This is a genomic window from Candidatus Endolissoclinum faulkneri L5 (assembly GCF_000510265.1).
Taxonomy (GTDB): domain Bacteria; phylum Pseudomonadota; class Alphaproteobacteria; order Thalassobaculales; family Thalassobaculaceae; genus Thalassobaculum; species Thalassobaculum faulkneri_A.
Genome location: NZ_CP006745.1, coordinates 231,025 through 247,239 on the forward strand (window position 1 = coordinate 231,025; position 16,215 = coordinate 247,239).

Below are 16,215 nucleotides of genomic sequence, written 5' to 3' on the forward strand. Positions count from 1 at the left end.
TACAATTCTATCATAAATCTGCGCTAAAAAATTTAACCAGACTACTTAATCTCAATTACAGCGCCAGCTTCCTCCAGTTTGTTTTTGATTTTTTGGGCTTCTTCACCGGAAACAGCGTCTTTGATAAGTTGCGGAGCTCCTTCAACAAGATCCTTGGCATCCTTAAGACCAAGACCTGTAATAGCTCTAATCTCTTTAATAACATTGATTTTTTTTGTACCAGCAACAGAAAGTATAACGTCAAACTCGTTTTTCTCTTCAATTGCTGGAGTAGATGCGCTGTCAGTAACAGTAGCAGTTATCCCGATCGGAGCAGCTGCAGTTACATGCCACTTCTCTTCTAGAATCTTTGATAGTTCAGCTGCCTCAAGGACGGTCAGACTGGATAGATCATCAACCAGCTTCGCAAGGTCAGACATTTTAATTGACTCCACAATTTATAAACTATTGTTAATAGAGTACACTTTTGTTAATAGATATACTCCCTAAATTATACAAACTTTCTTAACCTTAACTATCACTGGTGCTATGAAATCTAAGTACTCGCGTTATTTTACTTGCTGGCGCTCCAATTATAGTTACCGTTTTACGATTTACATTTTGAAGAATACTTACAATATTTTTGCGTGATTCTTCGATTGAGGGGGTTTTAGCAAGAGCGTAAATCTCATTAGCGTTAAGTACTTGTTTTCCTATTCCACCAGCAATAATTGTAATTTTGTCATTTTTATTAGCAAACTCAACAATTACTTTTATCGCCGCTATAGGATTTTTCGATATTGTTAAAGAAGTTGGGCCAATGAAAAACTTACTTAAGTTCATATAGGTTGTACCAAGCAGCGCAAGACGGGCAAGTCGATTTTTGATTACCTTGTAATACCCTCCCACTGAACGTATTTTTGATCGCAAATCGTCGATTTCTTTCACCTTTAGATGAGCATGATGTGTGATAATAAGAACATCAGCACATTTAAGAGCAGAGTGAGTGGATTTGATTAATTCAGACTTTTTGGTTCGGTTCACCTAATTATTCTCCGCAATTTAGAATCTTCTTGTCCGTACGCTGACTTGGAGAGATGGCTCTTTAGGCTAGATGCATGTTAAAGACAGAATAGCAAGATACTGTTTTTACAGCTAACATAACCCAGAAGTTTAATTCAGCAGGCACAACCCAAACAAATGTCAGAGCTTCTTTAATATTGTGTGGGTGGAAATTATAATAGTAGCCCAACCTTAAAGAGTGGCAAACTAGTTAAAGTCACAACAACGAAATGACTCTCCGCTTATAAAATGTTAATCAAAATAGCGCTTGCAGTAAGCCTAACAAGCTCAGTGAAATCAGCCATTTAAAGCAAAAAACCTATGCAATATTTAAAACACCGGAATCAATTTTAATACTTGGTCCCATAGTTGAGCTAATTGATATACGCTTAATATAGCTACCTTTTAAACCTAAAGGTTTGGCAATGATAATAGCATTGACAAATGCCTTCGCATTATCGACCAAATGATTTTCAGGGAAGCGTACCTTCCCGATTCCAGCGTGTACTATACCAGCCTTTTCAACTCGAAATTCCAATTGACCAGCTTTAGCAAATCTAACGGCTTCGGCAGTGTTTTGAGTAACTGTTTTAAATTTCGGATTCGGCATTAATCCACGAGGGCCAAGCACCTTGCCAAGCTTGCTAACCATAACCATCATTTCAGGTGTAGCAATAACTCTATTAAAATCAATACGACCGTTTTGTACTTCTTCTATTAAATCTTCAGCACCAACCACCTCAGCTCCAGCTAAGCGAGCTTCTTTCGCTTCGAAATCTTTCGCAAATACAGCCACCCGAACAGTTTTACCAGTACCATATGGTAGAGATACAACGCCACGTATCATCTGCTCAGAGCGTTTAGGGTTAATGCCCAAATTAACTGACATTTCAACCGTCTCATTAAACTTAACCCTAGAATTAAACTTAATAATTTGTATTGCTTCTGGAATACTACTTAGTTTGGTGCGATCTATACTACTATATATGTCTCTAAGACGCCTACTAGGTTTTACCACGACTATCTCACTCCACAACCTTTATGCCCATAGAACGAGCAGAACCTTTAACCATCTTAACGGCACCTTTTATGTCAATTGCGTTCAGATCAGGCATTTTAATTGCAGCTATCTCCTCGATCTGGGATGAAGACACTTCACCAATAGTAGATCGACTAGGTGTTTGCGAACCTTTTTTCAAACCTAATGCTTTCTTCAAAAAATAAGATACAGGAGGAGTCTTTGTGACAAAAGTAAAAGTACGATCAACATAAGCAGTGATTACTACTGGTACTGGCATTCCATTTTCCATTTTCTCAGTAACAGAATTAAAAGCTTTACAGAATTCCATAATATTAAGTCCGCGTTGACCAAGAGCGGGGCCAATTGGAGGAGATGGGTTGGCCCCTCCTGCTGGTATTTCAAGCTTAAAAGAACTAGCTATCTTCTTGACCATATGCTAACCTTAATGAATAATTTATACCGAGACGGTGTACTTTAAATATTGTATAAAATACCTTAATTACTTTCGGCTTTGGCGCGCTTAACCCTCATTCTACAGCATTGTAGTGTAATCCACAATCAAGAAATCTAATGAAGAACACAATCATTATTAAATCCCTGATTACATAACCGCAATATACAAATCAAAAAGAACTCAATTTTTTTCAACTTGATTAAAATCCAGATCGACCGGCGTCGATCTGCCAAATATTGAAACGGCAACTTTTAAACGAGATCGCTCGTCATCTACATCCTCGACTAAGCCGTTAAATGTTGCAAATGGACCGTCAGCCACGCGAACTTGCTCACCTATTTCAAAAGTAACAGAAGCTTTTGGTCGATCAAGACCTTCAGATACTTGTTTTAGCAAGCGTTCTGCTTCGATTTGAGAGATCGGTGTAGGCTTACTTTTACCGCCAACAAAACCCGCAACCTTGGGCTGTGATTTGACTAAATGCCAAACTTCATCAGTCAACTCCATTCTAATCAATATATAACCAGGGAAAAACTTACGCTCCGTTGTCGCTTTTATGCCACGACGTACTTCAATAATTTCTTCGGTTGGTACAAGAATTTCGGTAATCAAATCCCTAAAATCATTTTGCAAAAGTTGCTCATTAATAGACTGAGCAACTTTTTTCTCATATCCAGAGTAGACTTGAACCACGTACCATCGGTGTGCCATGTTAATTTCCGAGGCCCAAAATGATTTGAACACCCCAAGCGATAACTTGGTCTACCACAAAGAGAAATACTGAGGACAAAAAAACCATAAGTAATACCATGAAAGTAGATAGAAGAACTTCCTTACGACCCGCCCAGGCGACCATAGCCCCCTCTTTTCGAACCTGACGTATAAACTCGGATGGACTTAGTTTAATTACCAATCGTATCCTCCATCACCTAAGCACCAATAGCATAAACTAAAATACTCTCTAGTATTAAAATGCTAGCAAAAGCAATCCCAATTAAAATATAAACGTAAACCTAATGAAAATTTCACTAACTATAGTATTACATACGGCAGGAGTGGAGGGTTTCGAACCCCCAGCCCCCGGTTTTGGAGACCGGTGCTCTACCATTTGAGCTACACTCCTCAATCTCAGAAAACACAATTGTAATACAAAATAGCCAGTAAAAATTATTTCGTCCTAGTCTATAATTTGAGAAACCAAACCAGCACCAACGGTGCGTCCACCTTCACGAACAGCAAAACGTAGACCATCATCCATGGCAATCGGCGCAATTAATTCAACAGACATCGTAACATTGTCGCCTGGCATAACCATGTCAGTGCCCTCCGGCAAAGTAACTGTCCCAGTAACATCTGTTGTGCGAAAATAAAACTGCGGGCGATAGTTAGTAAAAAAAGGTGTGTGACGGCCGCCTTCTTCTTTAGTCAAAATGTAAGATTCGGCTTTGAATTTTGTGTGCGGTGTGATCGTAGCAGGTTTTGCAAGAACTTGGCCTCTTTCAACATCCTCACGTTTAGTGCCACGCAACAAAACTCCTACATTGTCGCCTGCTTCACCTTGATCAAGTAGCTTGCGAAACATCTCCACTCCGGTACAGATAGTCTTGGCAGTTGTTTTAATACCTACAATTTCAATTTCATCGCCAATTCTCACAACACCACGTTCTACACGTCCAGTCACTACAGTACCTCGACCGGAGATTGAAAAGACATCCTCAATCGGCATTAAGAATGGCTGATCCTTTGGCCTCTCGGGCGTTGGAATATAATCATCTACTGTACGCATTAGTTCAAGTATAGCGTTCTTTCCAACTTTATCGTTATCGCCATCTTCCAAAGCTGCAAGGGCAGAACCTCTTGTGATTGGAATTTCTTCACCAGGAAATTCATAAGAAGATAACAGCTCACGAATTTCTAATTCAACTAACTCGAGAAGTTCATCATCGTCTACTTGATCTACTTTATTCATTAGCACGACCAAAGCCGGAACGCCAACTTGGCGTGCCAACAGGATATGTTCTCTAGTCTGAGGCATTGGGCCATCTGCTGCCGATACCACTAAAATAGCACCGTCCATTTGTGCTGCACCTGTAATCATGTTTTTTACGTAATCAGCATGGCCAGGACAGTCCACATGTGCATAATGGCGTTTGGCAGTTTCATATTCTACGTGAGCTGTTGAGATAGTAATGCCGCGCGCCTTTTCTTCTGGAGCTTTATCGATAGCGTCGTACGCCATAAACTTTGCACCACCAATTTCAGCAAGTGTCTTTGTAATCGCTGCTGTCAAAGTAGTTTTACCATGGTCGACGTGACCAATAGTTCCGATATTACAGTGCGGTTTTTTCCGCTCAAATTTCTCCTTGGCCATCTAGTCATTCCCATCGGCTGTATTATTAAGGCACCATATTAAGGAGATGCCAAAAAAAACAAATCCATAAATAATAATATGGAGTTGCTAGTTGATATAGTTTGTAGGTGGCTACAAATGTGTGGTAGTGGGGGTAGGATTCGAACCTACGGACGCACACGCGGGCAGATTTACAGTCTGCTGCCATTAACCACTCGGCCACCCCACCTCAAAAACCTACCGTAAACGTTGCCTTTATCGGCAAGCCCTCATGATATTTAATGAAATTCTCCTATACAGTTAATGGTAAAGATATACAGTTATGAAAGATTTTTAGCGGTAGGCTACAGGATATGTTAGTTTTTAAGTATTTGTCAACGAAGAATACGATAAAAATGCTTCTAAGCTTCACAGCTAAATTTCTTTGATATAAAGAATTAACTCTGTTTCTGGTGTGATTATGATAAAAAAAAAGTATCCTGGTTGCTCTTCACACGCTATAAGAGAGGATGTGGACAATTTAAAGAAAAGATCAGAGAAATTTTTAAAAATCTCTCGAAATGTTAAACATAAGAAGAACGATAATTCTTACTGGTTGTTTGGGTTCCATGCTGTGATGTCTGCTCTAGCCAATCCTTTACGTCGAGTACGCGCACTAGTATGCTCCCCCGAAATTGCTGAGAAAGTATTGATGTTATTATCTAACTTACCAGATGCAAGATATAGGACTTTGCCTAAGCCTAGGTTGAGTAGTGTTAAAGAGATTTCTGCTATGGTGGGCCAAAACGCGGTACATCAGGGGCTAGTAGCTTGGGTTGATTCGCTACGTAGTGTTACTCTTGATGAAGTCCTAACTGTTTCGAGCAAACAAAGACTTCTAATGGTGCTTGATCAAGTTAGCGATCCGCAAAATCTAGGAGCAGTGTTACGCTCTTCAGCTGCATTCGGTGCTGACGCTGTAATTGTTCAGAATCGCTACACGGCTAAAGCAAACGCCTTGGTAGCCAAGATCGCATCTGGTGCACTCGATGTTATTCCACTTGTGCGAGTCAGTAACTTAGTCTATGCTATGCATAAAATTAAAGAAGCTGGCTTTTGCTGTGTGGGTTTCGAAGAAAAAGGCTCGGTAAAGTTAGAAGATCTGCATTTGTCTGGAAAAGTTGCCTTAATTTTAGGTTCAGAAGAAGCTGGTCTTCGTCGATTGACTCGGGAAACTTGCAATCAATTGGCTTACCTTTCAACTAAGTCACCGATTCGATCACTTAATGTTTCAGCTGCCGCGGCGATCGTTTTGCATCACTTTGCCGTTTCTTTGCGAACAGCTGGTAAAATTCCGCCTAAGCTTTAGATTTCTAAATTAGAATTTCTATTTAGAAAAATATTGAGGAATAAATTAGAAAAATTTAAGGATTAAAATTTTAATTTATTAAATATTTTTTAGGTATTATTTTAATATGCTAAAGAGCCCATGTGATACAGCAAGTTTTTTTACTTTATCCGAGTCAAGATATTTCTAGCGTTAGTGTATACTAAAACCTAATTAGTGTATACTAAATTTAGGATATTTTTATTATTAAGTGTGCGTCAAAGGATAGCAGACCATCATCTTGCACTGAGTAGTTCGATGATCATGCTAATCTCAAAGTAAACTTACCTCAAAAAAATTGCTGTGAATATTGTCTTCTAGTGCTAGCATTAAGTTATAGTGTATGCACAAATAAATCAAGTGATTAATGTTCTTCGGCTGGCTGAAATCGCCAGCAATTTCCAACTAATAATAGTGACAAAACCATAATGAAGAATGGTATGTCACCAGTTATGCTAAACATCGGTTTTGCTAAAGCCGTAGGTAGAGGCGTATCAATACTAGCAGTTATACCCATTGATATGCTCGTTACAATTCGACCAGCAGCATCAATTACTGCTGAAATGCCGGTATTAGCTACACGAATCATTGGAAGTCTTTGTTCGATAGCTCTGAGACGAGATATTGCTAAGTGTTGATACGGCCCACTCCAACGGCCAAACCAAGCATCATTGGTGACGTTTAACAGCCAGGATGGCCTGCGCTTCGGATCCACTGTCTTACCAGGAAAGATTGCTTCGTAGCAAACCAGTAAAGAAACTGGTGGTGCGCCTTGCAAATTCATAGTTAGTGGGCCGATTCCCGGTGTAAAGTCCAACTTACTTCGTACCATTCTACTTATCGCGAGTTTACCGCTCAAAGGTGTATATTCACCAAAGGGCACCAGGTGGGTTTTATCGAAAGTCCAAACAACGTTTGCTTGGGAATCCAGCGCAAAAATACGATTATATAGCCTATATTTATTATCCGTTTGGGCTATATAAGGTGCGCCGAAAATTAGGTTACCTTTATGCGGTACGCTTAGGAATAACTCTCTCATCAGATTTGATTTATCATTCATTAAATAAGTAACTGCTGTTTCTGGCCAAACGACTACTGTAGGCATGTAATTACAAACTAAACCTGGAGCGCGAATACTGTCTTTTCGCCTTTGTTTACTCATGCTTAGATAGCGCTTTATGTGTTTTGATTTCAAAAGTGGGTTCCATTTATCGCGCTGAGGCACGTTTCCCTGAACGATTTTAACTACGACGCCAGGTACTACCCCCTTTGGATCGGTTAATTTAGGAATTGTCGCTAGTCGTAATGCACCCCAGCCTATTATTAGTATCAACAACAAGCAACTCGCGGCTGTTATAAGTATTCTTTGTTGAATTGATGTTTTTCGATCAATCCAAATTACAGGCAACATGGTAACTAATAGGACGAGCAAACTGAGTCCGTAGCTTCCGATCACGGATGCAGATTGCAATAGTGGTAACCATCCATCAACCGTAGCTGAAGGTAAGTTCCACGGAAAGCCGCTTAAAGCATGACCGCGGACCCATTCAGCACTTGCGTATGTGGCAGACAAGCCAATCCACAGTTGCCAACCGCACTTAAACAGGTGCTTCGCTAAACCACCTGCTACGGCAGCGTATACAGCTAATATAGCCGGTAGTCCTATATTGGCGAACGGTATTAACCAAGCATCTTCTTTAGGATTAACGAGCATTGCGTTAGCAATCCAATGCAGACCAGAGATATGGTAGCCGAATGCCCACAACCAAGCTCTCCAAGCAGCTAAACGCACGCTAGTAGAGTTAGCGACTAAAACTAGAATAGCAGCGTGCCCAAATGATAAGGGCAATAAGTGTAGAGGAGCTAATGATAAGGATGTAGCTGCTCCAGAAAACAAAGCGATAATTGCAACAATCCAACGATATTCTTTATGGGCATTTTTACTATGCTGCATAATTTGCTGCGTTTATTCCTCATTATGTGACCGTTCGTCTTGAGATGTTTTATTATAAAAAAGATTATTAATCTGATGATATAAAAAAGATTATTAATCTGATGATCAATTTTTTAAAAAGCATGATTATTTAGTGGCAGAAAAATTTTTCTAATCGTAATTGATCTGCTCTAAATAAGGAATAACTACGATATCGTAATTTTTTCGCATAAATGTGAATTTCTCGCCGAAGTGTAAAATTCCCTAAGCAAAAGCCTTAGGGGATTTTACATAAAGATTTTTAAGACATAAAAATTTTTAAGATTTTATTAAAAATTTAAATTTATAAATCTCTATGCAAATTTCATTAAACTCTTGCAAATCTCATATAAAAATACTTAGACTCTTTTTGACTTAATATTGTAACCCAAAGCTATAATGGGTTATTGAACATAGTATTTGATAATACTTGCATCTGATAATACTTGCATCTTTAAGATGAACTCTCTACCTTAGTTCTTGTTCAATAATGTTGTTCAATAATTAAATAGTTGTATCACTGATGAAAAATATATTTTTTAACTTTTGGGCGAGTAATTTAGATACTGTTTTTTTTGTTTAAATGCTAGCTATATAGTAAATTAATGCTCAGATTAGGAGCTTTGTGATTTTTCATTATTTTATTTAATTTTTCCTAAACTTCAATTAATTAACTTTTTAGAAACCTCACATGCCTAATGTGTTACTGAAAATAGAAAGAAATATCCATGTTTATCCAGACAGAAGCAACCCCTAATCCGGCTACTTTAAAGTTTTTACCAGGGCGGACTGTTATGCCGCATGGAACCGCTGAATTTAGGTCAATAGAAGAAGCTATTGGTAGTTCCCCACTTGCTGCCGCGATTTTAGGAGTTGATGGGGTAACTACAGTTTTTCTTGCTAGAGATTTCATTAGTATTAGCAAGAGGGAAGATAAAAATTGGTATGTTATAAAGCCAGCTTTGCTTGGTGTAATTATGGAGCATTTTGTTGCCGAAAAAGCAATAATTTCTGAAGACATTGATCAATCGGTCACTAGTCATATTAAACCTGAAGATCAAAAAGTTGTTTCTCATATTAAGGAACTGCTTGAGACTCGTGTAAGGCCGGCTGTATCGATGGATGGTGGAGATATAATTTTTCATAGATATGAGAATGGCGTGGTTACCCTCACAATGCATGGAGCCTGTTCTGGTTGCCCGAGCTCGACTGCGACTTTGAAAATGGGTATAGAAAACATGTTACGCCACTACATTCCGGAAGTTCAAGAAGTACGAGCTACCAATGAGCTCTATTGATGACTATTAATTTGATCTAAGAATATTGAATACGGACTAGAATATATTATTGCTATATTGGTGCAATGAATATAGTAGATTATTGCTATATTGGTGCAATGAATATAGTAGATTATTGCTATATTGGTGCAATGAATGTAGTAGAAAAAGAAATCGTTTTTTATTGTAGTTGTATGTCGGATAATTAATCACAAACTATTGTATAGTTTTAGCTGTCTTTAAGATATCATATAATGTAGAGCAGATGCTGTGTATCATATAATTCTTCACTTGAGTTATATTATTAGGTTGTAATGAGTGCTATGTCATTAGTAGTTTGTATGGTTTACCGTTGATACATTAGCTTCATACTTACAATGTGCTTTTATAAAACTAGCGATTTGCGCAATAATTTTACATTCTGGATCTTTTCTTAATTAAGACTGCTGGTGATATGGATAACGGAAGCGTTACATGAGCCTTGTTCTTGCCATTTCATGCTATACTAGTTCTTGTTCTGTAGCTGTGGCCAACTCCGGTAAAACGATAGCTTTTAAGACATTACATATAAGCCAGGGCCATGCCGAAGTGGTAATACCTATGATTGAGCTAGTTATGGCTGATGCCGGTTGTAAAGTTAGTGACATTGAAGCAGTTGCTGCTATGGTTGGACCTGGAAGTTTTACCGGCATCAGAATCGGTTTAGCGGCTGCTAAGGGAATTGCCTTGGCAATGGGTATGCCTACTGTGCCGGTAGACTCGATAACAGCTTTAGCCTATACCGCCGGCAACAGCGATATTCCCTTGTTGGTAGCTTTAGATAACAAGAATGGTAATTTAATATGCCAATGGTTTACAGACAACGGTAGCTCTATAAATGATTTGTGTTTATGCACCGCTACTGAGGCAGTATGTTTATCGCCAACTGTTTCTTTCAGAGTAGCGGGAAACGTTAGCGAAAAGGTTGTTTTAGCGGCTACCGAGGCCAAAAAAACTGCATATGTAGTTCAAAGATGCGATGTGCCTGATATTCGTTCGATAGCTATCTTAGCTAACGATCGACTAGCAATCGGAGCGTATGGTCCTTTACTTCCTATTTACTTGCGAAATCCTATATCCTTTAATTAATTGTGTGAAATGCTGTGAGTTATAGCGCGTTTTTTGGGGAGTTTTTTACTGTATTTCCTGTGGCCTTTTATAATCTAGGGTTATGCAATTAAGGGTTATTCCATAACCATTGCAAATACATCTTTGTAAAACGAAGTAAAAATTTATTAGTCCATTATTATTTAAATTTGAGCAATATGTACAGGATTCGTTTTTTTATCTATCTGTATTTTCCGTAGAAATATTCGAGTTGATTGCAATGTGTATAAATTATTGAGTTAATAATAGAAACCATTCTTAGATGATTAATACTTGTTGACTCTTTAGTGTAATTTATGTCAAGCAAGTAATAATTAATTTTTAAATTGACTGAATAACAATATATTATTTCTAACTTTTGTCTTATGCGGGTGCGTTAAGTTGCAGCCATTAGTGCATACTAGTATCTTAGTTATATGTATTTGACTGAATTAGATATTAAGATTTACGACTAACAATATATTACATAAGCTAGGATTTTTTGCGTAACTAGCGGCTAGGAATTTGTACTTGTCATGAAGACATGCAAATATACAATATCGTACAATATCGAGAGTTTATCCACTATCTTAAGTGATGCGAATTTAGGAAAAGGGTTTTGTACAAAACATCACTGTGGATTCTGATAGCAGCACATGATTGACACAAAAGAACACTATGAGATTGCTACGCCTAATCCAGATGCTGCCTTTTCGGCGATCAGCTCAGGCACTCTTGAGGTTCGCTTAGCTCAAAATGTTGAGGAGATCGATGCATCTCAGGCTTTGCGTTATAAAGTCTTTTACGAGGAGCGGGCTGCAAAGCCGATTGGTGATATGGGTGCTCTGAAGCGTGATTTTGATGCTTTTGATTCGATTGCCGATCACTTGCTAGTTCTGGACTATGATAAGGGCTCTGGGTGCAAAGCGGTTGTTGGTACTTATAGGTTGCTTAGACGCTCTCTTCTCCCATCGAACCGAGAATTTTATACAGCAGGTGAATACGATATTTCTAAGATCCTAGCTTATCCTGGGCAAATTATGGAGCTAGGTCGTTCTTGTGTTGATTTGGATCATCGCAACCGACCAACAATGCAGCTTTTGTGGCGTGGCATTGCTGCTTATGTATTCAAGCATAATATAACATTGATGTTTGGATGTGCTTCACTTCCTGGTATTAAACCAGATGCTGTTGGTACTGATCTTAGTTATCTTTATCATTATCATTTAGCTCCAGATTTGTTGCGGGTGCGGGCGCTGGATCATCTTAATCTAAACATGAATCGTGTACCAATTGATCTAATTGATGCTAAGCGTGCGCTTGCTACGTTACCGCCACTAATTAAAGGCTACTTACGACTTGGCGGTTTTGTGGGAGAAGGTGCAGTAATAGATCGCCAATTTAATACTATTGATGTTTGCGTTATTGTTCAGACTAGCTCAGTGACGAATAAATACTACAAACATTATGAACGTGAATCCCGCAGTGTCTAATTGCGATGATAGAAGCTGATCGGATTAACTGTAATATTGCCTAATGCTATTGTTAGGTGAAAAAGCAGTTGTTAATTGAGCTAAGGATATGGCTATTATTTGCTCGGAGACTAGGAGTGTTATACTACTAGTTACTTATGTCCTGTTGACGTTAGCAATAATACCAATTCAACTTATCGCAGTACTGCTGCGGATTCGCTTAGCTGAACTGTTGCCGAGGTTTTATCATCGTATGTGCGCTTCCCTTTTAGGGATCAGGGTTGTGGTGCGTGGTAAGCAAGTACGTGAACGCCCGGTACTATTTGTTGCTAATCACGTTTCTTATCTAGATATTATTGCTCTAGGCTCTGTTGTAAATGGTTGTTTTATAGCGAAAGCTGAAGTTGCTTTTTGGCCATTATTTGGCATTTTAGCAAAACTGCAGCGTACGATTTTTATTGTTCGTAAACGTTTTGCTGTGGTAGAGCATAGTGCTGACATAGCAAATCGCTTAGAGTCTGGTGATAACTTAATATTGTTTCCAGAAGGAACTAGTGGTGATGGTACTCGTGTCATGCCTTTTAAGAGCGCTTTTTTTGCTGTCGCTGAACATTGGTCTCATAGGCAGCCGCTTGTTATTCAGCCGGTATCAATAGCTTACACCATGTTAAACGAGGTTCCTCTTGGACGAAGTTTGCGACCTTTATTCGCCTGGTATGGCGACATGGATTTTTTGCCACATTTGTGGACTGTTGCCGCTATGGGTAAGCTAACTGTAGTTATTGACTTTCATCAGCCTTTGACAGTAGCCGAGGGTGGATCACGTAAAGTTTTAGCTTCCAAAGTTCAGGAGGAGGTAGCCATTGGATTAGCGCGAGCTAATGCTGGACGTTAGGCATTTTAATATAATTATTGGATTATTGTCTGTCATTATAGTAACAGTATGGCTTTTATAGAATTAAACTAGAACTAATTTAGACTATTTATTGGAATATTCTTGCATTGCTTTTAGGTTATTATTAAGTACCTACTCTTTCGTTGTTAATGTAAAAAAATACTTAATTTTGTTAGGTTTTATGTTTATGTAACTAGGAAGAATATTAAAGATTAAGTAAAATACCTTAAATGTTTCAGTACGAACGTTAAAAACTATTTTTATTATATTTTATCTAAAAAAATACCTGTTTATTCGTAAGCAGTAAGTTTTTTGTATATTACATGTCATAATCTAATTTAGATTTTAGCTAAGATAAACTCAACTAGTCTGGATAGTTATCTCTGTAATTAAATATTTATACTAGAGCTTTGTTTATCAAGGTTATGTTTATTTGGTGTGTGTTTCAGTACTTACAGTTAAGATTTATGCTATAAATCTTGTATTATTCTAATTTGTAATTAATAGCGGCAATCTATAATGCACTTGTTGTTTATTGCTTTAAAGTAAGATTTTAATTATTTGTTTGTATTATAAAAATTTAGCTTTAGTATTTTGCATTATCAAAGTTTTGCGATTAACTTTAGAGTTATTAGTTTGACAGCTTTTTAAGCTTTTGGGTTAATTAATTGGATTTATCATCCACTCATTATCAGCTAGAAGAGTAAATTCTTATTTAATTTATTTAAATGCTAGATTAACTATAATTAATTCTAGTCGGAGACTAAAAAGAATAAATTAATCGTAAATTGAGTATGCTGAGTATTTTTATTTTATGTATTGTATTTAAAAGAAAACAGAGTGGTAAAAATAAACTTGGTGTTTAGCTATTGATGTTAAATGAAACATTCATAAAATTACCTTTTTCTTTTATTCCTATCTAAAAATAAGTATGGCAATTTTTAGTATTATAAGATATTTATCTCGAGTACCGTATGAACAAAATCATTCCGTTCTGGTCAGCTTCTACCAAAGCAATACTATGAAGTGCTACATTAATAATACTAATCTTACTAAGCAGTTAGCTAAGAATAAAAATTAGCATGAATAATATACTTCCAAAGATTCTTGTATTATGTGAAGCAAATATGAAGTGTGATATGATTAGTTTTTTTTCTAAAGCTACTTTAATTGTATTAACGGTGGTGTGCATTTTGTGAATAGTGTCTAAATGTAAATTATGTAAAATACGTCTTTGGGTCTCAGATGTTACTTTAGTTGATACTTTTAAATACGAAATTAATTTTATTTTAGGAGTGGCGCAGTGTCCAACATGGCCTTAACTGATGAGTTATTTTTTAATAAAGCTGGCCTAAATAAGACTCGTACACAGGATATGGTGAACGATGCACTCAGGGGGGCTGATGATGGTGAATTATTCTTAGAATATAGTGAGATTGAAAGCCTCACTTTCGATGATGGCTGACTGAAGATTGCTAATTTTGATATTAATCAGGGTTTTGGTTTGCGCGCTATAGTTGGGGAAGCTAGAGCTTTTGCTCATGCAGCTGAACTTTCAGAAGGTAGTATCAAACGTGCCGCTAAGGTTGTGCGCGCCGTTCATGCTGGCCATAATGGTAGGATGCATCTTGGTCCTATAGTTGATAATAAAGCCCTTTATATTTCTGACAATCCGTTGCATGGCTTTTCTACGGAAATAAAAATCAACATCCTGAAAGATATTGATGCCTATGCTAGATCCCAAGATTCGCGGGTGTGCCAGGTCTCAGCTACTCTTGTAGGCTCATGGCAAGCTGTACAGATTATACGTACTGGCGGTCAGCATATTGCGGATGTTCGTCCTTTGGTGCGTATTAATGTTCAGATTGTAGTTGGTGATGGAAAGAAGATGGGATGCGGATATTACGGTTGTGGTGGGCGAATGACTTTCGATCGCTATATTACTTCAGATAGTTGGAAATATGCTACTAATGAGGCCCTGCGTATTGCATTGGTTGATCTTGATGCAATTGAGGCACCAGCTGGTGACATGGAAGTAGTTCTTGGCCCAGGTTGGCCGGGTGTTATGTTGCATGAGGCGGTTGGACACGGATTAGAAGGTGACTTTAATCGTAAGAATACATCAGCCTATTCTGGTATGCTTGGCCAGCAAGTAGCATCTAAGAGTGTAACTGTGATTGATGACGGTACCCTGCCTGATCGGCGTGGATCAATTGCCGTAGACGACGAAGGTACTTCATCTAGGCATAACGTATTAATTGATGAAGGAATACTGGTTGGTTATATGCATGATCGCCAAAACGCGCGGCTTATGGGTGTTCCGACTACAGGAAATGGACGTCGTCAGTCACATGCTTATCCACCAATACCGAGAATGACTAATACCTATATGGCAGCTGGTAGTTTAGAGCCAGAGGAAATATTGAGATCGGTAAAGCGTGGAATCTATGCTGTAAATTTCGCTGGGGGATCGGTTGATATTACCTCTGGCAAGTTTGTATTTTCAATGAATGAGGCTTATCAACTAGAAAACGGTAAAATTGGTCATGCTGTTAAAGGGGCTACCTTGATTGGTAATGGGCCAGATCTTATGGGTAAGATTACCATGATTGCTAATGACATGAAATTTGATGAAGGTATCGGAACTTGCGGTAAGTATGGTCAGGGTATTCCGGTCGGTGTTGGACAGCCAACCTTAAAAACGATAGTGCTAGTAGGCGGAACAGTAAATTAAAATTTACAGCTATTCTTTTTTTTTGGGTAAATCAAATTTTGAATTAAATATTAACTTAAGTAGTATTTTAGACTTTTAGTGCGATTGATTAAATTTATTCACTAAATATTAGCAGAATTTATCTGTGATAATTATTATTTGCGTATAGGCAAACTTCAATAAGTGTTTATAAGTTGGTTTCTGCTTCAATCGATCTGTCATATTTCATTAATTAAAAAAACTCTGCTTGGTTTATTGTAGTTTTCCTGCTGTGCTTTATCTATCATAATCTAAAAAGATAGTTAATCTTTACAGAAAGACGTTTATCCTATCTGTCTTGATTTGCTGTACATGCTCTGCGTATTAAGTCTTTAGTACGTTTGTGCGATATATACGTGTACATATAATTTTATACTTTTCCTTTATATAACAGCATGGCAATAAAAACATATGTTTATTTAGTCTTACTAAATTCTTTGCTTAATTGATTTTGGAATCCTTTTGGTAATCTTGTGCGATTTTGTTGACA

13 protein-coding genes, 2 tRNA genes and 1 pseudogene are annotated in these 16,215 nt (G+C 37.8%); 6 read left to right on the plus strand and 10 right to left on the minus strand.

Annotated features, from left to right (window positions below; genetic code table 11):
* Positions 1–41 precede the first annotated feature (41 nt).
* From rplL to P856_RS00795, 9 genes are all read right to left on the minus strand, one after another.
* Positions 42–419 carry a 50S ribosomal protein L7/L12 gene (gene rplL / locus P856_RS00755; RefSeq protein WP_025300276.1) on the minus strand — a complete coding sequence of 126 codons (378 nt, stop codon included), beginning with the start codon at positions 417–419 and terminating at the stop codon, positions 42–44.
* Between the two features lie 91 nt (positions 420–510).
* A complete protein-coding gene (gene rplJ, locus P856_RS00760) occupies positions 511–1,023 on the minus strand; it encodes a 50S ribosomal protein L10 (RefSeq protein WP_025300277.1) in 513 nt (170 codons plus the stop codon).
* A gap of 337 nt (positions 1,024–1,360) precedes the next feature.
* Positions 1,361–2,059: a 50S ribosomal protein L1 gene (gene rplA / locus P856_RS00765; protein ID WP_025300278.1), complete on the minus strand. Its 699-nt coding sequence runs from the start codon at positions 2,057–2,059 to the stop codon at positions 1,361–1,363.
* A 7-nt stretch (positions 2,060–2,066) separates the two neighbouring features.
* The gene (rplK, locus tag P856_RS00770) at positions 2,067–2,495 is read right to left on the minus strand and encodes a 50S ribosomal protein L11 (protein WP_025300279.1); all 429 of its coding nucleotides are present in this window, start codon (positions 2,493–2,495) and stop codon (positions 2,067–2,069) included.
* 201 nt (positions 2,496–2,696) lie between these two features.
* Positions 2,697–3,227 (minus strand): transcription termination/antitermination protein NusG, encoded by a 531-nt coding sequence (gene nusG, locus P856_RS00775; RefSeq protein ID WP_025300280.1) that lies wholly within the window; start codon positions 3,225–3,227, stop codon positions 2,697–2,699.
* A 1-nt stretch (position 3,228) separates the two neighbouring features.
* The gene (secE, locus tag P856_RS00780) at positions 3,229–3,429 is read right to left on the minus strand and encodes a preprotein translocase subunit SecE (protein ID WP_025300281.1); all 201 of its coding nucleotides are present in this window, start codon (positions 3,427–3,429) and stop codon (positions 3,229–3,231) included.
* 137 nt (positions 3,430–3,566) lie between these two features.
* Positions 3,567–3,639, minus strand: a tRNA-Trp gene (locus P856_RS00785).
* A 54-nt stretch (positions 3,640–3,693) separates the two neighbouring features.
* A complete protein-coding gene (gene tuf, locus P856_RS00790; protein ID WP_025300282.1) occupies positions 3,694–4,887 on the minus strand; it encodes an elongation factor Tu in 1,194 nt (397 codons plus the stop codon).
* A 122-nt stretch (positions 4,888–5,009) separates the two neighbouring features.
* Positions 5,010–5,095 (minus strand) — tRNA-Tyr (locus tag P856_RS00795).
* A gap of 231 nt (positions 5,096–5,326) precedes the next feature.
* Between P856_RS00795 and rlmB the strand changes: the two genes are divergently transcribed.
* Positions 5,327–6,214, plus strand: coding sequence for a 23S rRNA (guanosine(2251)-2'-O)-methyltransferase RlmB (gene rlmB, locus P856_RS00800; protein WP_025300283.1), 888 nt, complete (start codon positions 5,327–5,329; stop codon positions 6,212–6,214).
* 382 nt (positions 6,215–6,596) lie between these two features.
* Here the strand turns inward: rlmB and lnt are convergent, their stop codons facing one another.
* Entirely contained in the window at positions 6,597–8,186 is a 1,590-nt protein-coding gene (lnt, locus tag P856_RS00805; RefSeq protein ID WP_025300284.1) for an apolipoprotein N-acyltransferase, read from the minus strand.
* 746 nt (positions 8,187–8,932) lie between these two features.
* Between lnt and P856_RS00810 the strand changes: the two genes are divergently transcribed.
* The 5 genes and pseudogenes from P856_RS00810 to tldD all read left to right on the plus strand — a co-directional run bounded on the left by P856_RS00810 (position 8,933) and on the right by tldD (position 15,707).
* Positions 8,933–9,502, plus strand: coding sequence for a NifU family protein (locus tag P856_RS00810; protein WP_025300285.1), 570 nt, complete (start codon positions 8,933–8,935; stop codon positions 9,500–9,502).
* Positions 9,503–9,955: 453 nt separating this feature from the next.
* The gene (gene tsaB / locus P856_RS04140) at positions 9,956–10,609 is read left to right on the plus strand and encodes a tRNA (adenosine(37)-N6)-threonylcarbamoyltransferase complex dimerization subunit type 1 TsaB (protein ID WP_025300286.1); all 654 of its coding nucleotides are present in this window, start codon (positions 9,956–9,958) and stop codon (positions 10,607–10,609) included.
* A gap of 653 nt (positions 10,610–11,262) precedes the next feature.
* Complete coding sequence (locus tag P856_RS00820) at positions 11,263–12,099, plus strand: GNAT family N-acetyltransferase (protein ID WP_025300287.1); 837 nt, start codon at positions 11,263–11,265, stop codon at positions 12,097–12,099.
* Between the two features lie 88 nt (positions 12,100–12,187).
* Positions 12,188–12,973 carry a lysophospholipid acyltransferase family protein gene (locus P856_RS00825; RefSeq protein ID WP_044214829.1) on the plus strand — a complete coding sequence of 262 codons (786 nt, stop codon included), beginning with the start codon at positions 12,188–12,190 and terminating at the stop codon, positions 12,971–12,973.
* Between the two features lie 1,303 nt (positions 12,974–14,276).
* Positions 14,277–15,707, plus strand: a pseudogene (gene tldD, locus P856_RS04110) (metalloprotease TldD).
* Positions 15,708–16,215: the final 508 nt, after the last annotated feature.